Annotated in this window: 20 protein-coding genes and 1 riboswitch; of the genes, 2 read left to right on the forward strand and 18 right to left on the reverse strand. The window is 59.7% G+C overall.

What is annotated here, in order from left to right:
* Positions 1 to 101: 101 nt before the first annotated feature.
* Both F4V43_RS07545 and metA read right to left on the reverse strand, forming a co-directional pair.
* Complete coding sequence (locus F4V43_RS07545) at positions 102 to 1286, reverse strand: aminotransferase class I/II-fold pyridoxal phosphate-dependent enzyme (RefSeq protein ID WP_150457632.1); 1185 nt, start codon at positions 1284 to 1286, stop codon at positions 102 to 104.
* A 17-nt stretch (positions 1287 to 1303) separates the two neighbouring features.
* Positions 1304 to 2221, reverse strand: coding sequence for a homoserine O-acetyltransferase MetA (gene metA / locus F4V43_RS07550; RefSeq protein WP_150457633.1), 918 nt, complete (start codon positions 2219 to 2221; stop codon positions 1304 to 1306).
* 88 nt (positions 2222 to 2309) lie between these two features.
* A riboswitch (SAM riboswitch) is annotated at positions 2310 to 2421 on the reverse strand.
* A 413-nt stretch (positions 2422 to 2834) separates the two neighbouring features.
* Between metA and corA the strand changes: the two genes are divergently transcribed.
* On the forward strand, positions 2835 to 3770 hold the full coding sequence (corA, locus tag F4V43_RS07555) for a magnesium/cobalt transporter CorA (RefSeq protein WP_150457634.1): 936 nt from the start codon (positions 2835 to 2837) through the stop codon (positions 3768 to 3770).
* A gap of 117 nt (positions 3771 to 3887) precedes the next feature.
* Here the strand turns inward: corA and F4V43_RS07560 are convergent, their stop codons facing one another.
* The 10 genes from F4V43_RS07560 to F4V43_RS07605 form a co-directional block, all read right to left on the reverse strand.
* On the reverse strand, positions 3888 to 4313 hold the full coding sequence (locus F4V43_RS07560; RefSeq protein ID WP_150457635.1) for a hypothetical protein: 426 nt from the start codon (positions 4311 to 4313) through the stop codon (positions 3888 to 3890).
* A 353-nt stretch (positions 4314 to 4666) separates the two neighbouring features.
* Positions 4667 to 5692, reverse strand: a complete 1026-nt coding sequence (locus F4V43_RS07565) for an HRDC domain-containing protein (protein ID WP_150457636.1) — start codon at positions 5690 to 5692, stop codon at positions 4667 to 4669.
* Positions 5693 to 5852: 160 nt separating this feature from the next.
* Entirely contained in the window at positions 5853 to 6734 is an 882-nt protein-coding gene (locus tag F4V43_RS07570; RefSeq protein WP_317983776.1) for an ROK family protein, read from the reverse strand.
* Between the two features lie 125 nt (positions 6735 to 6859).
* Positions 6860 to 7822, reverse strand: coding sequence for a 5'-3' exonuclease H3TH domain-containing protein (locus F4V43_RS07575; RefSeq protein WP_150457638.1), 963 nt, complete (start codon positions 7820 to 7822; stop codon positions 6860 to 6862).
* A gap of 3 nt (positions 7823 to 7825) precedes the next feature.
* On the reverse strand, positions 7826 to 8194 hold the full coding sequence (locus F4V43_RS07580) for an arsenate reductase family protein (RefSeq protein WP_191089516.1): 369 nt from the start codon (positions 8192 to 8194) through the stop codon (positions 7826 to 7828).
* A gap of 34 nt (positions 8195 to 8228) precedes the next feature.
* Positions 8229 to 9311, reverse strand: coding sequence for an RluA family pseudouridine synthase (locus tag F4V43_RS07585; RefSeq protein WP_150457640.1), 1083 nt, complete (start codon positions 9309 to 9311; stop codon positions 8229 to 8231).
* Between the two features lie 2 nt (positions 9312 to 9313).
* A complete protein-coding gene (locus F4V43_RS07590) occupies positions 9314 to 9883 on the reverse strand; it encodes a cob(I)yrinic acid a,c-diamide adenosyltransferase (RefSeq protein ID WP_150457641.1) in 570 nt (189 codons plus the stop codon).
* Positions 9884 to 10089: 206 nt separating this feature from the next.
* On the reverse strand, positions 10090 to 10332 hold the full coding sequence (locus F4V43_RS07595; protein WP_150457642.1) for an aspartyl-phosphate phosphatase Spo0E family protein: 243 nt from the start codon (positions 10330 to 10332) through the stop codon (positions 10090 to 10092).
* A gap of 166 nt (positions 10333 to 10498) precedes the next feature.
* Positions 10499 to 11719 carry an aminotransferase class I/II-fold pyridoxal phosphate-dependent enzyme gene (locus F4V43_RS07600; protein ID WP_150457643.1) on the reverse strand — a complete coding sequence of 407 codons (1221 nt, stop codon included), beginning with the start codon at positions 11717 to 11719 and terminating at the stop codon, positions 10499 to 10501.
* 16 nt (positions 11720 to 11735) lie between these two features.
* Positions 11736 to 12227, reverse strand: a complete 492-nt coding sequence (locus F4V43_RS07605; RefSeq protein ID WP_408638280.1) for an Lrp/AsnC family transcriptional regulator — start codon at positions 12225 to 12227, stop codon at positions 11736 to 11738.
* 219 nt (positions 12228 to 12446) lie between these two features.
* Between F4V43_RS07605 and F4V43_RS07610 the strand changes: the two genes are divergently transcribed.
* Complete coding sequence (locus F4V43_RS07610; protein ID WP_191089517.1) at positions 12447 to 16601, forward strand: endo-1,4-beta-xylanase; 4155 nt, start codon at positions 12447 to 12449, stop codon at positions 16599 to 16601.
* Positions 16602 to 16835: 234 nt separating this feature from the next.
* Here F4V43_RS07610 and F4V43_RS07615 read toward each other — a convergent pair whose 3' ends face one another.
* From F4V43_RS07615 to F4V43_RS07640, 6 genes are all read right to left on the reverse strand, one after another.
* Positions 16836 to 17492 carry a polysaccharide deacetylase family protein gene (locus F4V43_RS07615; protein ID WP_150457646.1) on the reverse strand — a complete coding sequence of 219 codons (657 nt, stop codon included), beginning with the start codon at positions 17490 to 17492 and terminating at the stop codon, positions 16836 to 16838.
* Entirely contained in the window at positions 17492 to 19612 is a 2121-nt protein-coding gene (locus F4V43_RS07620; RefSeq protein ID WP_150457829.1) for a glycoside hydrolase family 52 protein, read from the reverse strand. Before F4V43_RS07620 ends, F4V43_RS07615 begins: the two co-directional genes overlap by 1 nt.
* Positions 19613 to 19617: 5 nt before the next feature.
* A complete protein-coding gene (locus F4V43_RS07625; protein WP_150457647.1) occupies positions 19618 to 20658 on the reverse strand; it encodes an endo-1,4-beta-xylanase in 1041 nt (346 codons plus the stop codon).
* A gap of 101 nt (positions 20659 to 20759) precedes the next feature.
* A complete protein-coding gene (locus tag F4V43_RS07630; RefSeq protein WP_150457648.1) occupies positions 20760 to 22283 on the reverse strand; it encodes a response regulator in 1524 nt (507 codons plus the stop codon).
* Positions 22270 to 24087, reverse strand: a complete 1818-nt coding sequence (locus tag F4V43_RS07635) for a sensor histidine kinase (protein WP_150457649.1) — start codon at positions 24085 to 24087, stop codon at positions 22270 to 22272. Before F4V43_RS07635 ends, F4V43_RS07630 begins: the two co-directional genes overlap by 14 nt.
* A gap of 1 nt (position 24088) precedes the next feature.
* Positions 24089 to 25642: a response regulator gene (locus F4V43_RS07640; RefSeq protein ID WP_150457650.1), complete on the reverse strand. Its 1554-nt coding sequence runs from the start codon at positions 25640 to 25642 to the stop codon at positions 24089 to 24091.
* Positions 25643 to 25693: the final 51 nt, after the last annotated feature.

Consider the following 25693-nt stretch of genomic DNA (forward strand, 5'->3'; position numbering starts at 1 on the left):
AACCAGGGGGTTTTTCCAATGTCTATTCTAAGGGGTGCACTTCATTCCGTCCGGGGTTGTCCTTCCTGTTCCCCGGCTCTTATGCTTTCGGTGAACAGGGGCTAAAGCGTCGGCGCCTGCGCTTCCACTTCCGCACGGGCCGCATCCAGCGCACGTGAGAGGTCGGCGATCAGATCGTCGATATGCTCGATTCCGACCGAGAAGCGCAGGAGCCGGTCATCGACGCCAACCGCATCGCGAATCTCCGCCGGGATGTCGGCATGGGTCTGCACAGCCGGATAAGTCATCAGCGATTCGACGCCCCCGAGACTCTCGGCAAAAGCGATCAGCCGGATATGCCGCAGGACCGGCTCTACATACCGGGCATCCTTCACCTTGAACGAGAAGATGCCGGTGTTGCCGCTCGCCTGGCGCTTCTGAATCTCGTGGCCCGGATGCTCCGGCAGGCCGGGATGGAACACCTCGGCAATCGCTTCATGGGACTGAAGGAAGCGGGCGATCGCCAGCGAGTTGAACTCATGGCGTTCCATCCGCAGCGCCAGCGTCTTCATACCGCGCATCAGCTGGTAGCTGTCCGCCGGCGAGAGAACCGCCCCGATGGAGTTATGCAGCACCGCCATCTCCTCCGAGAGCGCCTGCCCCTTCGTCAAAATAAGTCCGGCCAGCACATCGTTGTGGCCGCCGAGATACTTGGTCGCGCTGTGGGTCACAATATCCGCGCCGAGTTCGATCGGGCGCTGGAAGAACGGCGTCATCAGCGTATTGTCCACGATGGTCAGCAGGCCGTGCTGCTTGGCCCATGTACAGACCGCCTCAATGTCCGTAATCATCATCAGCGGGTTCGTCGGCGTCTCGATGAAGACCGCCTTCGTATTCTCCCGGCGCGCGGCTTCCAGCTCATCCGGGTTGTTCGTGTCCACATAGGAAGCCGCTACCCCGAACCGCTTCATGATCCGCTCCAGCATCCGGTATGTACCGCCGTAGAGATCCAGCGATACAATGAGATGATCGCCTTGGCTGAAGAGCGCAAAGATCGTCTGCAGCGCAGCCATCCCGGAGCTGCAGGCAAAGGCGGCGTCCGCCCCTTCCAGCTCCGCCGCCGAGCGCTCCAGAACCGAACGCGTCGGATTCTTGGTCCGGATATAATCAAAGCCGGTGCTCTGTCTGAGCCGCGGATGCCGGTAGGCGGTGGAATGATAGATCGGAGCGTTCACTGCGCCCGTCGCCGGGTCTTCCATGGAGCCGATTTGAGCCAGACGGCTCTCGATTCTGAATTTTTCTTCCATTATTATCCCTCCGTCTTTTAGATCATTGGACCGATGTCGTAAGGCGTCTCCTGATAGACATAATAATTCAGCCAGTTCGAGAACAGCAGGTTGGCGTGGGCGCGCCATACCGCGGGCGGCGTCTGCGCCGGGTCATCGTTCGGGTAATAATGCTTCGGCAGGGCAATGTCCAGCCCCTTGGCCGCATCGCGGTCGTACTCCCACTTCAGCGACAGCGGATCATACTCGGAGTGGCCGGTTACGAAGATCTGCCGTCCGTCCTCCGTCGCGACCAGGTAAATGCCCGCTTCTTCGGATTCCGCCAGAATCCGAAGCTCCGGCGTCTTCTCGATGTCCTCCCGGGAGACGTCCGTGTGCCGGGAATGCGGCACATAGAACTGTTCATCAAAGCCGCGCAGCAGCTTGACATGGCCGGAGACCGGGCGGTGCGGGAACACGCCGAAGCATTTGTCCGGAAGGCTCACCTTGCGGACCCCGAAATGATGGTACAATCCCGCCTGGGCGGCCCAACAGATATGCATGGTCGACGTGACATTTGCCTTGCTCCAGTCCAGAATCTCGGTCAGCTCTTCCCAGTAATTCACTTCTTCGAATTCCAGCTGCTCCACCGGCGCTCCGGTAATAATCAGACCATCCAGCCGGCGGTCGCTGATCTCGTCGAAGGTTTTGTAGAAGCTGCGGAGATGCTCGGCCGATGTATTCTTCGACGTATGCGAGCGGGGGTGCAGCAGCGTTACATCCACCTGCAGCGGAGAGTTGCCGACCAGACGCAGGAGCTGCGTCTCCGTGGTCTCCTTGGTAGGCATCAGATTCAGAATGGCAATCCGCAGAGGACGGATATCCTGGTGATAGGCCTGGCTCTCGTCCATTACAAAAATGTTCTCTCCGCTCAGGACTTCCTTCGCGGGCAAGCTGTCGGGCACTTTGATCGGCATGATGCTATCCTCTCTCCTTCTGTTTCTGTATAAAATAAAGACCTTTCCCGCACGCGAGAAAGGTCATATCCATTAGCCATATGATGCTCTCTCATCTGCCAGACTACGCTTCCAGCGTATCTGCAAGAATTAGCACCGTGCGCTTCGCGCCGGTTGCCGGGTTTCATCGGGCCAGTCCCTCCACCTGCTCTTGATAAGATTTTGCCAATATTCAGTTGAAATTCTTTAAAAATTACTTTAAATCATGCACCCTCGATTCGTCAAGCCCATACCCTGATTGCAGGCCCCTGAAAGTCCTGAAACTGACAACATTTATTCTTGTAAGGCGTCAGGGCGGGCGTTATACTAAACAAGTATTTGAACCTGAAGACCCAAGAAGAGGTGAGACGAAGAATGGAAGGCGACCCGAGCAAGCGCAGCAGCGCCGAGCAGGAGCAACAACCGCACAGGATTACGATCAGCTTGCTGGCCGCGGGAGCGTTTCTTCTTCGCGCCCTTGTACGGTCTCAGTGACCAGCCTACCGGCTGTTGGAGATGGCCGGCTGCTGATTTTTTCTCTGTGCTTTCATTAGCAGGTCCCTGGGAACACTAGGGGCGAGAAGGAGGAAATCAGATGAAAATTCGGCTGGTGAACACGGGAATCTTCACGCCCGTCGACGACCTGGAAATGACCCTTACCCCTCCGGCAGAGGGATTCTACTGGATAGATGCCGACGTCGAGGATCTCGGCGTGCTTCAACCTTTATTCAACTTGCATGATCTGGCCGTGGAGGACTGCCTCAGCGACGAGGAGCAGCGGCCGAAGATCGAGATTTACGAGAGCCATTATTTTATCGTAGTCAACAGCATCCGGTTCGACGATGAAGAAATCTTCCTGCGGGCGCTTAACATGTTCCTCGGGCGGCATTATATCATTACCGTTACGAAGCAGAAGATCAACGAGCTGCGCATTCTGAAGCCTATTCTTTGGGAACAGGAAGTCAGCGAACCCGACCGTTTCCTCTATCTGCTGACCGACCTGGTCGTCGACAACTATTTCGCCGTCGGCGACCGGATCGAAGCCCGCATCGAGAAGCTGGAAGAGGACATTCTGATGCACACCAAGAAGAGCCACTTAAGCGAAATTATCGGTCTGCGAAGCGAAATTCTGTGGCTGAAGAAGATGCTGGGACCTCAGAAGGAAGTTATCAATACCCTGAACAAGAAAGACCTTCGCCTGATCGACGACCAGCTCCAGAAATACTTCAGCGACATTTACGAGAATGCGGTCAAGGTCTATGAAACGTTCGAAACCTACCGCGACCTGATGGGCAACCTTCGAGAAGCCTACCAGTCCAGTATCGCGAACCGCGCGAACGAAATCATGCGCGTGTTCACCGCCATAACCACCATATTCATGCCGCTCACTGTAATTACCGGAATCTACGGCATGAACTTCGACAACATCCCGGAGACGCATTCCCGGTACGGGTATTACGGCGTCATTGCCGTCATGATTACACTGGGCTGCGCCATGCTGTATGTCTTCCGCAAGAAAGAATGGCTGTAGTCCCCGACATGCAAGGTGAAGTGCACCCCTTAGAATCGACATTGGAAGAACCCTTGGTTATTCCGATGAAATCTAAGGGGTGTATTTGTATGGCAATATTACAGAGTGAAGAAGATTTTATGGGTTAAGCTTTATTTTCTCCTCATTTTGTTCATTCCATTTAATTGTTATAACAATGTCCTCACCTTTTGGTGGTAGTGAATCGGTTGAAATGGAAGGTGAAATGGTATTAGTAGGAAAGATTGAACTGTTTTTGTTAGAGAATAAAGTTCCACTTAATTGAGATACTGAACCCGGGCTTTCAATGTCATAGGATATGCTATAAATCTGCTCATCTTGATTCAACGGAGTTATATAACATTGAAGGAGATACTTTGATTCTGAATTGGATTCCTTGATCATATATTCAGCGTTCCAATGGGCACTACTCCCTTGTAATTTTAGTACTTCCTTTTGATTTATATCTGTTTTTTTACTACAACCTGAAAAAGCCATTATTGTTAATGCGAGTAGTAAGAGTAAACACCATTTTAAAATCTTCATATTCTTTTTCCTCCTATTTTTAGGAATATTATACCCTGTTTTACTTTTTGAAAATGATGAACTTGCCTGCGTAGGCGGTACAAGAATACATTAGGACAACGGAAAGACCGTAATTTCTACAGTTGCAGAGATTACGGCCTTTTTTGTCTGGAGAACCCGTTGGTAATACTTTCATATAAAATCCAGTACACATCTCACGCTTATCAAGACATGCTGCCAAAGGTTGGCCCATATCGGCATGACTCGCCGGGACAGTTGACCGGATAACGCCTCCAATGGAGCTTGACCGAAGGCGGACGGGGCTCTTTGCATTTCAGAACGGCGGCGCAGCGCCCGGTCTCTGTTCTCTCTTCCTACATCCCCGAGGCGGCACCGGAGCTCTCCGCTCCGGGCGTCTGCTCACGGCGGACAATGATCCGCAGCAGGCGCAGACGCTCATAGTAGAGATCAAGTCCGCCTTCAGGCGCGAACCCCTGTCCGTATACCTGATGAAGCACCGGCTTCAGGAAAGTGGTGCCCAGGGCGCGGAAGGCTCCCAGCACCGCTTCGCATTCCGCCTGCGGCACCGGCTCCAGTTCCCGGTCCAGAAGGGGATCAATAAGATAGCCCTCCCGCTCCAGCTCCTCCAGCGCTTCGATAACTTCGCGGCGGGTGCAGGAGGAATCGGCGGCCAGTGCGGCAATGCCGCTGCCGTCGGCAATTCCCTGCAGCAGACTCCGGCGGAGCCGCATCTGCTCCAGCTGCTTGCGGTACTTCTCTTCCCGCCGCTTGTACATCCAGCAGGCAAAAGCGTCGTCCGCCACCTCCTCCGCTACCCAGTCCAGCGGAAAGCCGCGCTCCCGCTCCGCCGCACCCGTAATGGCCAGCAGCTCGGGGCCGTACTGGGCGGCCTTGGCTTCTCCGACGCCGGGAATCTGCAGCAGCTCCTCCTGCGTTCGGGGAAGAAAAGCGCTCAGCAGCTTCAACAGCCGGTTGCTGGCCAGCAGATACGGAGCCTTGCGCTCCGCACCCGACCTGCGGCGGCGCCAGCCGCAGAGTTCTTCATAGATCCTCTCATCGGCATACTGCTCGCTGTAATATTGAAGCTTCAGCTGCTCCCGGGTTCGGGCCGCGAAGGTCTCTTCCTCGTGAAAGACGCCGCCGATAATCGGACGGTACCCCTCGCCCATTCTCGCTGCCAGCTCCTGTCGGTAGACGCCCAGCAGCTCGTTCCAGGAGCCGCCTTCATACCAGAGAAGGTCGTCATCCTTCTCGTCCGCGTCGCAAGAACGCCAGCCCAGACGCCATACGCCTTCCTCTTCGCCGATCCACAGCACGGCGGAAGCCTCCTCCGTGTCGTCGATCCATTTGGTCAGCCGGTTCATAAATACAATCTGCATCGTCGATCTTCTCCTCTCCGTTACAACGGGACGGTCAGTACGGCTTCCCGGGCCAAGACAGCACAAAAGCGCCTCCTCCACGTTGAACGTGAAAGAGGCGCTTCCTCATGGCCGAACACCTATACTGTTATTTCCTACAATACCAGATAATTGCGTTCTGTCAATTCTTTTCTGCGGCCATCCGGGCGAGCGCGAGCGCGCCGGCCAGACCGGCATTGTCTCCGAGTCCGGGCGGAACCACGTAGCGGTCAATTCCGTCCTTGAGCGAAGCGTGCTGCACATAACCGGCGAGCAGCTCTTGCAATTGGGTGCGGATCAGCGGGAACAGATGGCTCTGCTTCATGACCCCGCCGCCCATCACGATGCGCTGCGGGGACAGGACCAGCACATAATTCATCAGGGCATGGGCCAGGTAATGGGCCTCCATCTCCCAGGCCGGGTGCCCGGCCTCAAGCTCGGCAGCCGGCTTGCCCCAGCGCGCTCCGATGGCCGGTCCGGCGGCTACGCCCTCCAGGCAGTCTCCGTGGTACGGACAGAATCCTTCGTAGCGGTCATCTGGATGACGCCGCACATAGATATGGCCCATCTCGGGGTGCGAAAGTCCGTGAATCAGCTCGCCGTGAACCACGGCTCCTGCACCGATGCCAGTTCCAACCGTAATGTAGAGGCAGCTCTCCAGGCCCTGGGCCGCTCCCCACAGCGATTCGCCGAGCGCGGCTCCGTTCACATCCGTGTCGAAGCCGACCGGCACATTCAGCTCCGCACGCACCGCCCCGACCAGATTATAACCGCCCCAATGCGGTTTGGGGGTCGTCGTAATATACCCGTAAGTCGGGCTTCCCGGAACCGGGTCAATCGGCCCGAACGAACCGATGCCGACCGCTTCAACCGCTTTGTCCCTGAAGTATTCGAACACCAGAGCCATCGTCTCTTCCGGCGTCGTTGTCGGAAAGCTCGCTCTCTCCAGTATCGTTCCGTCTTCATAACCGATTCCGCACACAAACTTGGTGCCTCCGGCTTCAATCGCTCCCAGCAGCTTCAAGCGCAATTCCTCCCCGATGCATTCCAGTGGCATCTGACAATTGATTTCCGCTCCATTATAAACCGCTTTCCCGGGAGGGACAACCGGCCGGCCAGGGCTGCTTTGGGCCGGGTGCTGCGGTCCGCTCAGGCGAACGGATTGAATCCGGAATCGTCCGGCAGCAGAATCTCCACTATGCCTTCCTCGTCGGCCGATTCCTCCCGGGCGGCTGCGATCAGGTACATCAGACTGCCGAATTCCAGCTCCTGGAATTTGCGGGCCGCCGACTCCCGCTGAACGGCCCACTGGCACTCGGCCAGTGTGCAGACGACCGGGACATCGCGGCGAATCTCCGCCAGCTCGCGCGAGAGATGGAGCATGTCGAGGTCGGCTTCGATCTTGGCGCGAACCCCTCTGGGCAGCTGCGGCAGGTTCTCGATAACGCCTTCCACGCTGCCGAACTCGGTCAGCAGCTTCAGCGCCGTCTTCTCCCCGATCCCGCGAACGCCGGGATAGTTGTCGCTGGCGTCGCCCATGAAGCCCTTGAGATCAATGATCTGGGCGGGCGTCAGCCCTTTTTCCTCAAGCAGAACGTCCCGGTCGTAGACCTTATAATTGCCGCGGCCCTTCTTCATAATAATAACCCGGACCCGCTCGTCCACCAGTTGGAGCATGTCATGGTCCCCGGTCAGAATGTAGACGTCGGCATCCCCGCCGAAGCAGCCCGCCAGCGTCCCGATGCAATCGTCGGCTTCATAGCCGGCCAGCCCGATATTGGGCACGCCGAGCTCCGCCACAACCTCCTTCGCGAGATCGAACTGCGGAATCAGCTCCAGCGGCGGCTCGGAGCGGTTGGACTTGTAGCCGTCGAACTTCTCGGTGCGGAACGTTCCCTTGCCCATATCCCAGCAGCAGACGACATGGCTCGGCTCGAACTGGCTGACCGCGTCAAAAAAATACTGCAGGAACCCGTAGACCGCATTGGTCGGCAGTCCTGCCTTGGTTCTGCGGATATATCCGCCGTAGGCAGTGGCATAATACGCCCGGAAGAGCAGCGCCATTCCATCCACAATCAGAACGCGGCCTCCCGCCGCGGCGCTTGTTCCCATTCGCTATCCCTCCTGTCCCCAGATCTGCTCGTATTCTTCTTCTCGGAAGCCTACCGTGACCGCATCGCCGCTGCAGACCACCGGACGCTTGATGAGCATGCCGTTGCCCGCCAGCAGCTCCAGCTGCTCCGGCTCGCCGAGATTCGGCAGCACCTCCTTGAGGTTCTCCCGCTTATAGACCTCGCCGCTCGTATTGAACCACTTGCGGAGCGCAAGACCGCTCAGCGACGTCATTTCCTTCAATTCCGCCACGCCCGGCGGCCGCTCGGCGATGTTCACCAGCGTCAGCTCATGCCCGTGCGCCTTCAGCCACTTGATTGCCTTGCGGCAGGTGCTGCAGGGCGGATAATGATACACTTTCAGATGTGCCATGCGGATTCTCCTTCATCTTTCTTCCTTCCAAAAATCAAGGCCGCCGGTCGTCTCCGGCGTCCTTCTCTCTCCCCGAGAGGCGCGCTTCCAGCGCCGCCATATCCGGCGGCAGCGGCGCCTCGAAGACCATCCGGCTGCCGAGCGCCGGATGCGTCAGCGCCAGGCGGGCGGCATGCAGCGCCTGGCGGCCGATGGCCGCGTCCAGCGCCCGCACGGCGGCGCAGTCTCCGGCTTCGCCGCCGTGCGCCTCAGGTGCGGCGCCCTCTGCCGCGGCTTCCGCCGCAGCCGCAGAGGCTGCCCCGCCCGCTGCCGGAAGCGCCGCCCGTTCCGGCCGTCCGTAGCACGGATGCCGGTACATCCGGTCGCCGATCAGCGGCGCGCCCGCCGCGCTCAGATGGACGCGGATCTGATGCGTGCGTCCCGTGAGCAGCGTCAGCTCCACCGCCGCTCCGGCGGCGAAGCGTTCCCGGACTGCGTACCGGGTCAGGGAAGGGTAGCCGTCCGGCGTAACGATCCGCCGGTGCGGCTCCAGCGGGTCCCGGTCGATCGGGCCATCCAGCTCGCCCGCATCCGGCAGCGCCGTGCCGTGGACGAAGGCCAGATAGGACTTGTCCACGGTTCCCGCCAGCATTTGCTCCGAAATCTGCTGGTGACTGTACGGATTCTTGGCGATGGCAAGTACGCCGGACGTCTCCTGGTCCAGCCGGTGAACCGGCCGGAAGCGGTAGCGCTGGCCCCGCTCGGCCCAGTAATGGACCACGCCGTTGGCCAGCGTGTCCGTGTAATGTCCATGCGTCGGATGTACGATCAGCCCCGCCGGCTTGTTGACCACCAGCAGATGGTCGTCTTCGTACAGAATGTCGAACGGAATCGGCTGGGGCATGATGTCGTCCGACGTCTCCGTCTCCATCCGCAGCTCCACCACATCTCCCGTCTTGACGGAGACGCTGATGTAGACCCGTTCGCCGTTCAGCATAATCCCTCGCTCGGTCAGCTTGAGCCGGGACAGCAGCTTCCGCGAAATATTCATGCGCTTGTGGAGAACGGTCTTCAGAGTCAGCCCGTCGTCCGCTTCCGGGATCGTATAGACGATCGGGTCATAGTAGGAATTGTCCATTGTCAGTTGCGGAACACCCGGCTTCCTCTTACATATTCTACATCGGCTACTCCCGACCGCACATTCGCCGTTCGGGCGGCGGCAAAGAAATAATCGGACAGCCGGTTGAGATACCGAATCGACTCCGGCGGGACAGCCGTCTCCCGGGCCAGCGTAATCGTGCGCCGCTCCGCCCGGCGGCAGACCGTCCGGCAGACATGCATCGTGCTGGAGAGCAGGGTTCCTCCAGGCAGAATGAATTTCTCAAGCGGCGGATTCTCCGCCTGCAGCGCGTCGATCCATTTCTCCAGCCGTTCCACCAGAGCGGACGTGACTTTGGGTGTCATGCCGCTGTCTTCCGGCTTCGCATAAGCCAGGTCCGACCCGCAGTCGAACAGCTCATGCTGGATCTCCAGCAGTTGCTGCCGAAGATCGGCAAAGTGTTCGGAATCCGCCAGACTGTGCGCCTGACCGACCAGGCTGTTCAGTTCGTCGATGGTGCCGTACGCTTCCACTCTGGCATCATCCTTGGAGACGCGGCCGCCGATCACGGACGTCTCGCCCCGGTCGCCGGAACGTGTATAAATGGCCATCTTCGTCTTCCTCCCGTCATTTCCTAAGACTTCTCTTACTTTATCATATCCGCCGCCGGTTGTAAGGCGGGGTCTTCTTTCCAGCGCTTCTCTCCGGATGGCTCCTCTAGCGCAAAACATCCCCGCAGGGCAGGGTAAGACCGGCTATAAGGCCGGTCCGCCGCCAGCGGGGATTCAAGGAGAAGCGAGAGGCGCAGCCAAGGACGTTACTTGCGGCGCAGCCTCATATATTCATTGATCTTCAGATCCAGCATGCCGCTGGCCCGAACCACCTTATCGGCGGTCAGGGATTGTTCTTGGATATACAACTGTTCCATCCGGCTGCGCAGCAGCAGAATTTCATCTTCCAGAGACAGATTCGGCAAAGCGGACCTGCCGCAGTCGGCGGAGCCGTCCCCCGCCGTGTACCACGGTCCGCTTATGCGGCTGTAATCATAAGCATCCGGCATCTCGATCCCTCCAGCTTATCCAGTTATCGGTTCAAAAGCCTTAAAATTCACGATACTTCAAAGTAAAATTATAACATTCAATTTTTAAAAGTTCTAACCTAATTTTACCTGTTCTCGCGAAAATTTAAAATTTTAAGTTTTAAACCAAAACCCGTGTCGTGCCGGATTATGCGCCTTCTATGCGGAGCTGTTCCACAAGAGAGCCGATACGTTCCAGCGCTTCGTTCAACTGCGCCACGGAAGTGGCATACGAACAGCGGAGGTAGCCTTCCCCGCCCAGACCGAATACATTACCGGGGACCGCCGCCACGCGATATTCCAGCAACAGCCGCCGGGCGAATTCGTCGGAGGAGAGGCCAGTGGCCGCTATGCTGGGGAACGCATAGAACGCTCCCTGCGGCTCATGGCATTCCAGACCCGCTTCCCGCAGCCCTTTGACGATCAGCCGGCGGCGCTGGTTATACGAATCCACCATCCGGTCCTTCTCTTCCAGTCCGTTCGTCAGCGCTTCAAGCGCCGCAACCTGTCCCATGGAAGGCGCGCACATCACTGTGTATTGATGGATCTTCAGCATTGCGGCAATCAGCTCGGGATGCCCGCAGGCGTAGCCCATCCGCCAGCCGGTCATGGCGAAAGCCTTCGAGAAGCCGCTGACGAGAATCGTCCGGTCCCGCATGCCCGACAGCGAAGCGAAGCTGATATGATTCGAACCGTAGGTCAGCTCTGCGTAGATTTCGTCGGAAATGACGATCAGATCATGCTTCTCGACCACCTTCGCGATCGGTTCCCAGTCTTCCCGGGTCATGATCGCGCCCGTCGGATTGCTCGGATAGCACAGAATCAGCACCTTCGACCGCGGCGTAACCGCTGCTTCCAGAGCAGCCGCCGTCAGCTTGAATTCGTCGGCGCCGAAGGTCTCGATGCCGACCGGAACCCCTCCTCCGATCGAAGTAATCGGAGAGTAGGAAATATAGCAAGGCTCGGGAATGAGAATCTCGTCTCCCGGAGCAATCAGGGCCCGAAGCGCCAGATCAATCGCTTCGCTGCCTCCGACGGTTGCGATAATTTCATTGGCCGGGTTGTAATCGACGGAGAAGCGGCGGTGCAGATAGCTTGCGATGGCTTCTCTCAGCTCCGGCATGCCTGCATTGGAGGTGTAGCCGGTGAACCCGCGTTCCAGCGAATAGACGCAGGCCTCCCGGACATGCCATGGCGTCTTGAAATCGGGTTCGCCGACGCCGAGCGAAATGATGTCCTTGCTGCCAGCCGCCAGGTCGAAGAATTTGCGGATTCCGGACGGCTGGATCTGCTGTACAAGCGGCGACAGGTACGAGCCCATCGACCGGCCGCCCTGTTCCCCGGCGGATGGGGTCTGGTTCGTTATCATGGCTTCAGTTCATCCTTTACGGAGAGATCATCAGGCGGTTATCTTCTTCGTGCTCTTCAAAGATAATGCCGTCCTGCTTGTATTTCTTCAGGGTAAAGTTGGTCTTGGTCGAGAGAACGGAGTCGATCGGGGACAGCTTCTCGGAGACGAAATTCGCCACCTCTCGCAGATTCCGGCCCTCCACCTCGACCAGCAGGTCATAGGCGCCCGACATCAGATAGACCGATTTCACCTGCGGATATAAATAAATACGCTCGGCGATACCCTCGAACCCGCGGCCGCGCTCGGGCGTAATTTGCACCTCGATCAGTGCGGTTACCCGTTCGTCGTCCACCTTGTCCCAGTTGACGACCGTCGCGTATTTCACAATGACATGCTCCTGTTCCATCTGTTCGATGGCCGCCTTGATTTCTTCTTCCTCCGCACCGAGCAGTGTTGCCAGCAGCGCAGGGGTCCGTCTCGAATCCTCCTTGAGCAGCTCCAGCACTTTCCTCTTCAGTTCGTCCATCGCTTCCACGCCTTCCCTCCGGGTTAGAGTTTATTACTAATATGACATGAAAGGGGGATCTCTGCAAACAAAATCCGGGTCTGAACCGGCAGCAAGAAGGATAATTTCAGGGGGGTATTCCTTTAATTTCATTATCGCTAACCGGTTCCCGGAAGCGATAAGATAAACACGCTTCGAAATTGTAAGCGATTCCATAAAGTTCAAGGAGGAAGCATGTTTATGAGGAAGTTTTGGAATGTGGCGCTGACCTGCCTGCTGCTGCTCAGCTGGCCGGGCCTGATGGCGCCGCCGGCCGCTTCGGCCGCCTCCGCGGTCATTGCGGATTACGGCTTCGAGAACAATACTGCCCAGGGCTGGTCCCAGATGGGCAGCGGCTCTCTCGCGGCAGTGAGCCAGGATGTCTATGCGTCCCACGGCGGGAGCTACAGTCTGCTCACAAGCGGACGCACCGCCGCCTGGAATGCGCCGAGCCTGAATGTCACACCCCTGCTGAAAGCCGGAGGTGTCTATTCCATCTCCGCCTACGTCCGGGCTGCGCTGCCTGCGGACGCCGGCAAGCTTAAGATCACCGTCAAGCGTACCGCAGACGGCTCCGATCATTATGACCAGGTTACCGATGCGGCCCCCGTCGCCGGGAGCGGCTGGGTCAAGCTTGAAGGCAGCTATACGTATTCCGCCGCCTCCTCTCTGCTTCTGTACATCGAGAGCGATCAGGCCTCCGCGCCTTATTTGATCGACGATGTCCGGATCGAAGAGACTGCGGCCCCTGCCCCCGGGGGAGATCCGGGCAATGGCGGAGGCGAGGCCGTGGCGATCCACACGGATTATGAGGACGGCACTCTGCAAGGTTGGGCCAGCCGCACCGGAACCGAGAAGGTTGCGGTCGTTGCGGACAACGCTCAATCCGGTTCCCGCAGCCTGCTGATTACCGAACGGCCCCAGAGCTACGCCGGACCGGCTCTGGATCTGACCGGCCGGGTTCATACCGGCTCCAAGTACCGGATCTCCGCCTGGGTCAAGCTGGCCGATCCCGCCGCTTCCGCCGAGCTTCGTCTGAGCCTTCAGGCGGACAAAGGCGGCCAGACGTCCTACCTGACCGCCGTCGGCAATACGACCGTAACCGGCGCGCAGTGGGTTCATCTGACCGGCGATTATGTCATCAGCGCCGCGTTCGATACGCTGTCAATCTATGTAGAGTCGGCCAGCGGCACGGACTCCTTCTACCTGGATCATTTTGAGCTGGACTCTCTCACCACGCTGCCCGTCCAGACTTCGCTGGCTTCCGTCTATCAGGCCTACAGCGGTTATTTCCCGGTGGGCGTGGAAGTAGAGCCCGGCGAAGTTACCGGGGAACACGGCAAGCTGCTGGCGCTGCATTTCAACAGCATCGTGGCCGGGAACTCCATGAAGTGGGATGCCACCGAGCCGCAGGAGAACCAGTTCGTGTTCGAGGGCAGGGGCGACGTTCTGGCGGATTATGCCAGAGCGAACGGCATCGGCATGCGCGGCCATACGCTGCTGTGGCACCAGCAGGTGCCGGACTGGCTGTTCAAGCATGCCGACGGCACGGATCTGACCGGCTCCGAAGAAGACAAGGCACTGCTCCGGAGCCGTCTGGAGAACCATATCAAGCATGTCGTTCAGCACTTCAACGACGTCGTCTACACCTGGGACGTCGTCAACGAAGTCATCGACGAGACCCAGCCCGACGGATTCCGCCGGAGCAAATGGTATCAGATTCTTGGACCGGAATACATCGACGACGCTTTTCTCTATGCCAAGAAATATGTCAAGCCCGGCGCTACGCTTATTATCAACGATTACGGCACCACCAACGTGAAGAAGCGCCAGTTCCTGTACAACCTTGTCAAAGACATGAAAGCCCGCGGCATTCCGGTGGACGGGGTCGGCCATCAGATGCACAACACCGTGGAAGGCCCTTCGCCTGCCGAAATCCGGCAGACCATGGAAATGTTCGCCGGCCTCGGGGTCGAGAACCAGGTGACGGAGCTCGATGTCAGTGTCTATCCGAACGACAGCGCGAGCGGCTACAGTTCGCTCCCGCAAGAGCTTGCGCTCAGACAAGCCTACTATTACCGCGATATGTTCCGGACCTTCAAAACCCTGAAGACTACGGCCCATTTGACCGGCGTCACGCTCTGGGGAATGGCGGACGACAACTCCTGGCTGTCGAAGCCGGAGCGGACCGATTATCCGCTGCTGTTCGACCATCAGCTTCAGGCCAAGCCTGCCTATTACGGGGTAGCAGCCCCCGGCGAACTCCCGGTGCTGAACCGCACGCTCACCATCAGCCGCGGAACTCCGGTCGTCGACGGACGGACGGAGACGCTGTGGGATGCAATAAGCCCTGTATCCGTCCAGACGGAAGACGGGAACTCCGCAGGCGCCTTCAAGGCCATGTGGGATGAGGGCAATCTGTATGTCTATGCAGAAGCGGAGGATGCCTCCTACCAGTCCAATGACCGGATTGAACTGTTCCTTGACGCCGACAATGCCAAGAGCAAGAGCTATGACGCCAATGACCGCAGTCTGACGCTGAACCGTTCGGGCAGCGGAACGGACGGCATCGTGTACCGCGTCTACGAGCGTCCCGGAGGCTACGCGGTCGAGGCGAAGATTCCGCTGGCCGGCGCAGCCGGCAAGAAGATCGGTTATGATCTGCGCATGACGGATGCCGGCACCGGCGCGTCCGCTTCGTGGAATGATTTTACCGGCCGCCAGGAACAGGACCCGTCCCAATTCGGGACATTGGTCTATGGCGACGCCCTGAAGCTCGGCGAGGCTGCGCCGGCAGCGCCCGCAGTAGACGGCGCAGAAGACGCCGCCTGGGCCGCCGCTCCGGAATACCGCACGGCTGTACCGGTTCAAGGCACAGACGGCGCGGCCGCTTCCTTCAAGGTTCTCTGGAACGCCGACCGGCTGTACGTCTTCGCGCATGTTCAGGACCGTCATCTCAGCAAGGCCAGCGCGAATGCCTATGAGCAGGACTCGATCGAAATTTTTGTCGATCCCGACAACGGCAAGACTTCGTATTACGGCGCGGAGGACGGCCAGTACCGGGTGAACTTCGACAATGAACAGAGCTATGGCGGAGCCGCTTCGGCTTCCAACTTCACGGCCAAGACCCGGGTGACCGATACCGGTTACGATGTCGAAGCCGCCATTCAGCTTCCTTCGGCCGCTGCGGCGGGACAGCTGATCGGCTTCGATCTTCAGGTCAACGATGACGGAGACGGGGATGGCGTCCGCGATCATGTCATGATCTGGAGCGACCCGTCGGGACAGTCCTGGCAGAACACCTCCAAGTGGGGCACCCTTCTGCTGAAGGCCCCGGCTTCCGCTTCCGAGACAGCAAGCCCGGCCCCTTCCGCTTCGGCGCCGGCGGCTTCCCTGCCGGCCAACACCGGCGAAGTTCAGCTGGCTTCCGGCGGGACCTTGACGCTTAACGGCGCAACCCTGGTATTTCCGGCAGGAGCCATGGACAACGGCGTCCTGCGGGTGACGGTCTCGAAAGTCACCAACACCGGTAACCTTGTTCTGGCCGCCGGTCAGAAGCTGGCGGGCGACGTCTATGATCTGTCCAAGGATCGGACCGGGAACTTCGTCAAGCCGGTAACGCTTACGCTTCCGTTTGACCCTTCCCGGCTGAGCAAGAGCGAGCAGGCCGGCCTGTACACCTATGACGAAACGGCGCGGACCTGGAGTCCGCTGGAGAAAGCCGTAGTGAATTCGGAACGCGCCACCGTGACCGCTGCCGTCTATCACTTCTCCAAGTACGCCGTGCTGGCGGTGTCCCCGTCGGCTGCGGTTGTTCCCGCCGCGCCGGAACTGAAGGACCTGAAGGGCCACTGGGCCGCCGAAGCCGTCTCCCGGCTGGTTGAGCGCGGCGCCCTGCATGGCTATCCCGACCGCACCTTCCGGCCGGATGCCGCTATCACGCGCGCCGAATTCACATCGCTGCTGGTCCGGGCGTTCAAGCTGTCCGCTGCGCAGTCAGCGGCCTTCACGGATACGCGCGGCCACTGGGCTGAAGCGGCCATCGGAACGGCGGCGGCCTTCGGCATTACAGAGGGTTACGAAGACGGAACCTTCCGTCCGGCCGCCCCGCTTACCCGCGAACAGATGGCGGTCATGACCGCCCGCGCCGCCAAGCTCTCCTCCGGCGCTTCCGGGCCGGACCTGCTGAGCTTCCGCGACGGCAAGGCAGTCTCCGCCTGGGCGAAGGCCCCGCTGGCCGCGCTTCTTGCTTCCGGCAAGCTGAGCGGCTACCCCGACGGCACGCTCCGGCCGGGAGCGGCCGCGTCGCGCGCCGAGGCCGCCATGCTCGTCGCCGGACTGCTCCCGCAGTCCTAGGCCTAGGCGGCACACGGCACTGACCGCGGCCAAAAGGGCGACGAACCGCCTCCCGGCCGCGGCACGGCCGCCGGATTGCTGCCCCGGCTGCCCGCCGCATTGCGGAGGGCATCCCCAGGATTGGCAAGAGGACGTCCCCCGGGACGTCCTTTGCTTTTCCCCGGTCCCTCCATACCGGCATAAGAAAAGAGCCTTCCAGCGAAGGCTCTTTCTTGTGTTCGGCCAGCTCTGTATTTACAGTCCCTGCTCGGCCATCTCCAGCAGGCGGCTTACCGTCACCAGTTCATACCCCTGCTTTCGCAGCTCGGGAACGAGCACCGATACCGCTTCGACCGTCTGGGACCGGTCCCCCAGGCCGTCGTGGAAGATCAGGATGCTGCCGGGCCGGACCTCGCTGCGCGTGTGCTCCAGAATGTGCGCCGTTCCCGGCATTCTCCAGTCTTCGGCCTTCAGATTGGCGGCGCCTACGGCTCTGTAGCCCATAGCCTCGCCCGTCCGGGCCGTCTCCGCGTCGATGGCAAGATACGGAGGACGGAACAGCCGGGGTCTTCTTCCCGTCAAGGCTTCCAGCAGCCGGTCCGCGGATTCCAGCTCCGCCCGGCGCTCCGCTTCGGTCAATGCGGTCAGACTGGCATGGGTCTGCGTGTGGTTGCCGAGCTCATGCCCTTCCTCATGAAGCATCCGGGCGATGTCCGCGCTGCGCTCCAGCTCTTGTCCGATCACGAAGAAGGTCGCCCGTCCGCCGTTCCGGCGTAGAATGTCCGCGATTTCCGGCGTATAGGCCGGATCAGGTCCGTCGTCGAAGGTCAGGGCAACCGCCAGCCTCCGTACCGGAACCCGGTCCACCAGCAAGGATTCCGTCCTCTTCTCTCCTGCGTCTCCCGTCTCCATCAGCGTCCTCTCCGTTCATCCAGCCACAGAATGCTGGTTACGCCGCGCGGATAGTACTTGCTGCCCGAAATCTCCCCGGAGATGATCTGATCGCTCCAGCTCCAGACCGACAGCTCGGGATGCGTCAGCCAGGCGGCATGGGCGGCGTCTGCGGCCTTCCCCTGCTCATTCCAGGCCAGGCCCAGCAGCTCGCGGGCAATATACTGGCAGAGGTAGATTTTGCTCAGCCAGGAATTGTTGCTCGTCGAGGAGATCTTCCAGCCTCCGTCCGGGAACAGGCATACCCCCGGCTTCAGCACTGTAGTCAGATGCGTCTTCAGCATGCGGATATAGGCGCCGTAGAGGCCTTCTTCCTCCAGCGCTTCGGCGCAGCCGGTGTACTTGGGGAAGACGAGGCCTTCGATGGCCGGGATAATCCGGGAGTCGTTGCCTTCTCCGAGAACGGCGGGGATGTAGCCTTCCTCCGTAGCATGGGCAACGAGCGTATCCGCGCATCGGCGGGCCTGTTCCGCAGCCGCCTTCGCTTCCTCGGGGCGGCCCTCTTCGCGGAACAGCCGTTCCATCGCCACATAGGCGGCCCAGCATTTGCCGGCCAGATAAATATTGCCCCGGGCCTGGCCCAGCGAGACATCGAGACTGTCATAGGTCGTAATCTCCGCCCCGCCCATGCAGCGGGTGCTGTCCAGCCCCATGATGCCGCTTCTCTTCCCGGGATCGGGATGATCCCGGTTCTGCATGCTGGCCAGACAGGAGGCGAAGGTGTCCAGCCGGCGGGCGGCCCAGCCGCGGTCTCCCGTCTGCTCGATGTAGGCCGCCGCAGTCAGCACCCAGTTCACGAGCTGCTCATGCGTCATGTGCGAGAAGCAGTCGTTCAGGCCATAGAGCTCATAGGCGGAATAGCCCGGCCGGGAGAATACATTGGCAACGCCCATATCGTGGGTAAAGCTCAGGCCGCCAGGATATACCTCCGGGTCGCCGGGGAAGCGGACATGGTCCTCGTAGCTGTAGCGTTCCAGGAACAGGTCCAGTTCATTGCGCACAGTCCAAGCGTTCATTTTCAGCTCGAAGAACATTTGGTCCACCGTCAGGTCGAACGTATTCATCATCCGGTATTCGCCTTCATTGACAACCCAGAGGGGCCGCCCGTCCGACTCCAGCAGCTGAGTGCAGCCGTAATAGCTGCGGATGGCGTGGGCCATCATGAATTTCTGGTCGTCCGAGAGCGGCGCTTCGTCGATAATCGCGTTGCAGGCCAGCGCCGCCGACTTGATGGCATCGAAGCGGTCAAGCGCGAAGGCGGCCACCTCTTCCAGACTGGCGAAGTAGCGGTTGTAGTAATAGCGGGTGTCCAGCCCCGCCGTGACCAGCCCCGACCGGTGAAAAGCGACGGCGAACCGGAAGGTCTGCGATTCTCCCGGCGGCACATCCATGACCAGGGCCCCGACCGGCCCCAGGCCGAAGGACCAATTCTCCTCCAGCTCTGCCGTGATGATATTCTCCAGGCTGAAGTGCATGGCCGACCGGCAGCTGCCCCGGCGGGCGGCAATGGCCGTGATCCGTCCCTGGGCGATCCCCGTCAGCCGCTTATCCGTATCGTCCAGTCTTCTCATGGCGGTGTACGGATCGCTGCCTTGGTAGCCGAAGAAGGCGCGGCGGACCGACTTGCCGCGGGTATTGTCGATGACAAGCTCGGCCAGCACCGCAGGCACCAGCACTTCCTTCAGTTCATCATCGCCGGCGGTGTCCGGATCGGGAACCGAGCGGACCGGCGAATAGAGCGACAGGCTCAGATCGCCGCAGGTCCAGGTATCGCTTCCAAGCCGGAAATCCCGTTCGATGGCATCGGGGTCCGCCGGAAGCAGAATCCTCGGCTTGACCGGATTCGGGTCCGGGTTCTCGATGTCGTAGCGGGAGCTCTCGTCGGCCTGGCTCTCGAAGAACGGAAGCGTCTCATAGAGACCCGGCCGGTCAGCCCGTTCCAGCCCGATGAACAGGTTCTGGCGCGGCGGCCTCCCCAGTTCCAGATCCAGACCGCCGCTTCGGCCCGGAGAGCCGAGAGTGAAGCTGGAGAATGCGCCGATCGGCGCATGATGGGCATTGAACATTCGATTGGCAGGCAATTTAATCATTCGTCTTCTTCTCCTTTTGTACCCGTACGGGCTGCGTCGGTTACGCTCCAGAACGAAGCTTTTGGCCGAAGCTTCTCGTCGAACAGGAACGGCCAGTTTTTGCGGCCCCGCACCGGGAAATAATCCAGCCAGGTATAATCGTCGGCGACTCCCCAGAAGGTGACGGAATCGATCACATCGGCATATTCCCGGAAGAGCCCGAAGATTTCCTCGTACCGCTGCCGCTGGAGAGACATCATCTCTACGGACGGGAAGTCAAGGTCATTGCGCCGGTCCTCGAACCGGTACATCGACAGGTCCAGCTCGGTGATATGCAGCCGCAGTCCCAGCGAGGCGTAACGCTCGATGGCCTCCCGGATCTCCGCAAGAGACGGTTCGTAGATATTCCAGTGCGCCTGAAGGCCGACGCCGTGGATCGGCGCGCCCTGTTCCAGCAGGGACCGCAGCAGCTCGTAGATTTTCTCCCTCTTGACCGGGTCGGTCTCGTTATAGTCATTATAGAAGAGCAGCGCCTCCGGGTCGGCTTCATGGGCGGCTTCAAAGGCGGCCTGAATGAAGTCCGGGCCGATGATATCCAGCCACGGCGACGGGCGAAGCGCCCGGTCCGTCTTGTCGTCGACGGCTTCGTTGACGACATCCCAGGCGTAAGCCCGGCCCTTATAGCGTCCCACGACCGTCCGGATATGCTCCCGCATCCGTTCCAGCAGCCGCTCCCGGGCAACCGGCGTCCCGTCCTTCTCCAGGAACATCCAGGCCGGCACCTGATTGTGCCAGACCAGGGTATGTCCCCGGACGGCAATCCCGTTCTTCCCGGCCCAGTCAATAATCCGGTCCGCCGCCGCAAAATCATACCGCTCTTCCTCCGGATGAATCTCTTCCGGCTTCATCTCATTCTCGGCGGTGACGCTGCTGAAGTGCCCGGCTATGAAGTCGCCCTGCGCCTCCAGAATGCGCGTGCTTACAGCCGCGCCGACCTTAAAGTGCTTCCGGAACGTCTCTTTCAGCGACGGCATTGCTTGTCGGATATCCAATTCCATGTCTGTTCCTCCTCAAAGATCGCTGTGGCCCGCACGGGGCCTACTCTAATGATAGCGCTCTCCAAATCCGCCGCCATCCATAGATTAAAGCAATCTCCCCCTCATCCTTTAGATTGTTGAAGCTGCCGGTAAGCCGCCGGCTTCATGCCGGTGCGCTTCTCGAATTCCTTCAGAAAATGGTGATAATGCTGGTACCCCGTTTCTTCCGCAATCAGCCGGATCGTCTCCTCCGATTCCCCCAGACGCTTCTTGGCCTCTTCGATCCGGAGATCATGCACATATTCCAGCAGGCTGATTCCGTTCTTCTTGATGAACGCCTGGCCGAGATAGACCGGATGAATAAAGAACTGCTCCCCCAGCTCCTTGACGGTCAGCGGCTCCCGGAAATGCTGCTGCAAATACCGCTCGATCTGCGTCAGCGGATGCCGGGAGTCCTGCTCCCGGTGGTCCCGGATGCGGCGCATTACCTGAAGCAGAAAGGCATGAAGCGACTCCTCCAGCGCGTGCAGCGACTTCGGCTCGCTCCGCACCAGAGCAATGAAATCTCTTCCCAAATCGGAGGAGTCGCCCATTTCCCGGAGCGCTTCCAGACTGCGGAGCACGAGATTAATGCCGACCATATAGACGACCTCCGGGGCGGTTCGTTCCTCGCGGAAGCGGTCGAAGAGCCGTCTCATCCGCTCCCCGGCCTCCTCCTCCCGGAGACATTCGACGTGGGCCATCAGCTCATCGGCAATGCCGAAGGATCCGAGGTCGTAGCTGAAGGAGGGCGGAATGCTCTGCGCGTAATCGACCGGACCGTCCAGATCGGTATGAAAAAAGAAGCGGAGCGCCGTATCCGCAGCTCCCGCGTAGGAGGCGGCAAGCTCCCGCCAGGAGCGTACCTGCGGTCCGACGGTTACCGGACGCCGGGAACCCCGGCTGCGCAGGCCCGCGTGAATCCGACGGGCCAGCGGTCCGGCCTGGTCCGGGTCGGCCGACGCCAAGCCCGCCTGATTCGCATACAGTTCAATGAACCAGGTTCCTGCCGGAAGCTCAAGCGAGCGGCACCACTGCATATCCGCTTCCGTGACGCCCTCCAGATGGATGTATCTCCAGCCGGGGGTCTGCTCGTCGATCCGGTCCAGCGCCGCTGCCTCCTTGTCCGCAGCCTCCAGGCTCTCCCCCCGGAGAGAACCGGCAATCGCCGCGGACAGCAGCAGCTCGTTCATCCGGCTCTGCTGCTGCTTCCGCAGAGAGCGTTCATTCAGTTCCCGCTGAACCTTCGCAAGCGTTGCTTCCCATTCGGGCTCCATCACCGGCTTGAGCAGATAGGAGCGCACCCCGTGTCTCAGCGCCGTCCGGGCATAGTCGAAGTCGCCGTACCCGCTTAAGATCACGAAGAGCGGGTCGCAGACGCCGGCTTCCCGCACCCGGCTGATCAGCTCTAGGCCGTCCATTCCCGGCATCCGGATGTCGGTAATCACGAGATCCGGACGGCAGTCGAGAATCCGGGAGAGAGCCTCCTCTCCGTTCTCGCACATTCCGCAGATTTCGAAGCCTTCTTCCTCCCAATCCGCCATAAGCCGGAGTCCTTCCAGCGCCATAAGTTCATCGTCCGCCAGCACGACCTTATACATCGCCATTCTCCTCTTCCTTCGTTATGACCAATTCCAGCGGAATCCGGATCCGTATTGTGGTTCCTTCATGAATCCGGCTCTCGATGCGGAGCTCGGCCCGGCCCTGATAATAGAGGTCCAGTCGCTTGGACACGTTGCGCAGTCCGATATTCCGCCCCGAATTCTCGTCGCTTCGCAGATGCCGTTCAATCTCCTCCAGCTTCTCCGCGTCCAGTCCGATTCCGTTGTCCCGGACCGCAATCCGCAGCTCTTCTCCTTGCGCGTAGACTCCGATGGCAATCCGCCGCAGCCCCTTGACGGATTGCAGCCCATGCTTGCAGGAGTTCTCGACGAGCGATTGGATGCTCATCTTCGGAATCCGGCCGCTGAGCACGCCGGGATCTACATTCAGCTCATAGCTGAACCGGTCCTGGAAGCGGAATTTCTCGATCTGGAGGTACATCTCGATCAGCTCGATCTCCTCGCTGATGGTAACCATGTCATCCTTCCAGTTCAGCAGCCGGCGCAGAATCTGGGACAGATTGCGGATAATATCGGTGACTTGCTCATACTGGTATTTCTTGCAGACGACGAGCACCGCATTCAGAGTATTGAACAGAAAATGCGGGTCCACCTGGCTCTGCAGCAGCTTCAGTTCTGCCCGGACCTGCTCCAGTTCCAGGTCTTTCTTCTGTATCTCCAGCTTGTAGACATCGTTGATGAGATTCTTGATCTTCTCGGTCATGAGATTGAAGCTGCGCAGCAGTCCGCCGATCTCATCCTTGCCCTCATACATCGCAATCGGCTCGAAGCGCTCGTATTTGACCAGCTTCATATGCTTGTAGAGCCGGCTCACCCGCGTATTGTATGAGCGGAAGATGATAGTAATCAGCACGCTCGGGACAATAATGGTCGCCAGCGCAAGCAGGATGAACAGCCGCCACGCCGACCGCTGCGCCTGGTCGGCCTGTTCGCTCTCCGGCACGCCGATCAGACGCCAGCCCTGCAGATAGCTTGCCGAGCCAAGAGGCGCGGAGAACTCCTTCCCGTTGTGTCTCGACTCCTCCGTTCCTTCTTCGAGCGGAGTCAGAAGGCCGTTGACCGCATAATACGAACGGCCGGACTCCAGGACCACCCGGTTATCGTCGTCCACCAGCCGAAGCTTCAGGTAGCTCCGTTCCTTCCGGAACAGCTCCATCAGGTTGTCCAGGCGAAGGTCAATCCGCAGATATTGCGTATGATTGAACAGATCGGGATAATTGTCCAGCTTGCGGATAATGCTGACATACACCATTTGCTGCTGCGGATTCATCGGGTTGGCATCCAGGTAGGAGACCAGGATGGCCTTGTCCCGGCTGGCCGCGATTTTGCGGTACCATCCGCTCCCGGCGTCCTCCGGCTTGATGGCAAAATAACTTCCCCCGCTGCTGATCGTCGTGTTCGATGTATACACGCCGATCCACGAAATGTAGGAATGCAGATTCGTATATTGGCGAAGCTTGTCGCGCAGAATGTCGTTGTACGTATCGTAGTAATCCGAGAAATCGGCATAATCCCGGTCCAGCAGTTCATTGAATGTCCGGTCCGCTGCAATCGTATTGCCAATCGCCACGCATTCGTCGACCATCTGCAGCAGATCATAGCTGGCCCGGTCGACTGAAATCTGCAGGTTCTCCTGCTCCTGCACCTGGGCATTATGGCCGATCTGCCGGTAGAACAGCGTGTTGATGCTCAGAATCGGCGCCAGCACACAGAGCAGATAAATGAACAGGAACTTCTGCTTGATGGGAATATCGTTGACGAGACCGAACAGATTCCATTTGCTCCTCATGTCAGCCCTCCCGGCCTCCGCTTCCGCCTTTGCGGTATGCCGATGGCGACATGCCGTTCAGGGCCTTGAATTTCTCGGTAAAATGGTCGGTGACCGTGTAGCCGACGCGTCCGGCTATATCGGATACGGCGTAATCGGTGCGTCTGAGCAGCTTCTTGGCCTCCTCAATCCGCACGCTGTGCAAATATTCATTGAAGGCCAAGCCGAACCGCTTCTTGAACCGCTGCCCCAGATAGGCCGGATTGATATGGAACTGCTCCGCCACCTGCCGGAGCTGCAGCTTCTCCCGGTAATGCTCCCGGATATAGTCCCCTACCGCCAAGGTCAGCGCATGCTCCCGCTTATCGTCCCGCTTCGCGAACCAGTCTGCCGTCTCCAGCAATTCCTCGGCCGTCGCCTGCTCCGTCGGCAGCGGGACGGCCGGGAACCAGCGGGCTTCCCACTCCGAGCTGTCCCCCGTCTGCCGCTCGATCGCCCGCAGAAGCTTCAGCTTGAAGGTAGCAAGACAAGCCGCCGTCCAGGCCGCCGACACTCCGTTCGCCCGCAGCAAGTGAAAGAGGCGGCGATTCTGGAGAATAACCTCCTCCCGGTCTCCCTCCAGAACCGCCTGCTGCAGCCGGTTCATCGCCTCCGCCGGCAGCGGCGCGTCAGCCGGAAGGCGGTTGTCATAATACAGAACCGGTTCGGTAGCGGTTTCGGTAGCGCTTGCAGAATCGAGATTCCTGACAGCTACGGCTTCCTGATAGGCTAACGCAGCGGAAGGAAGACCTTCATGCTCCCGGCTCGCATACAGCCTTGCTCCGGGCAGGAAGCGTTCCGCGATCATCCCCGCCGCCGCTTCAACCAGTCCGGAAGGCAGCGGATGCCGGGGGGACCCCGATACCAGCAGGAAGCCACAGCGCCCCGGCCCGACAGCGAACGGCATAAGCTCCGCCTCCGGCCAAGGATGCTCCTGGGCCAGAGCGGCAAGCCGGTCGCGGAGCGGGGGACCGCCTCCGGGCCCGGAGCCGCCATCCACCAGCACGCAGCGGAACCGCCCCAGTTCCGGCAAGAGGGCAAGGGACTCCTCTCTTCCGGCTGCAGGGACCGGGCTGCCTTCGCCGAGCAGCAGCCGCACCAGCGCCTCGCTCCGGACCCTTTCTTCCATAAGAAGCTGCCGGTTCCGTTCTTCTTCCCTCTGCCGGATCTTGGCCGCCACGCCGGCCACCGCATTCTCCAGTTCGGCCTCATCCAGCGGCTTGGTCAGATAATTGCAGATTCCATATTCCATGGCCTGGCGCGCATACTGAAAGTCGGCATACCCGCTCAGGATGATGAATTCCGCCCCGAGACGGCGTTCCGACGCCTCGCGGATCAGCTCCAGACCGTCGATAACCGGCATGCGGACATCGGTGATGACCAGCTCCGGCTTCCGCTCTTCCATGAGCAGAAGCGCATCTTCCCCGTCCAGCGCCTCGCCGCAGATTTGAAAGCCGAACCGTTCCCAGTCAATCATCAGCCGGAGCCCTTCCAGCATCATCGGCTCGTCGTCGGCGAACAGCACCTTCCGCATCATATCAATCGCCTCCCTGCTGCTTCCGAAACAGGCGAAAACCGTCCCAGCCAC

Origin of the sequence: Paenibacillus spiritus (assembly GCF_008710135.1) — a bacterium.
GTDB classification, from domain to species: domain Bacteria; phylum Bacillota; class Bacilli; order Paenibacillales; family Paenibacillaceae; genus Paenibacillus_AQ; species Paenibacillus_AQ glufosinatiresistens.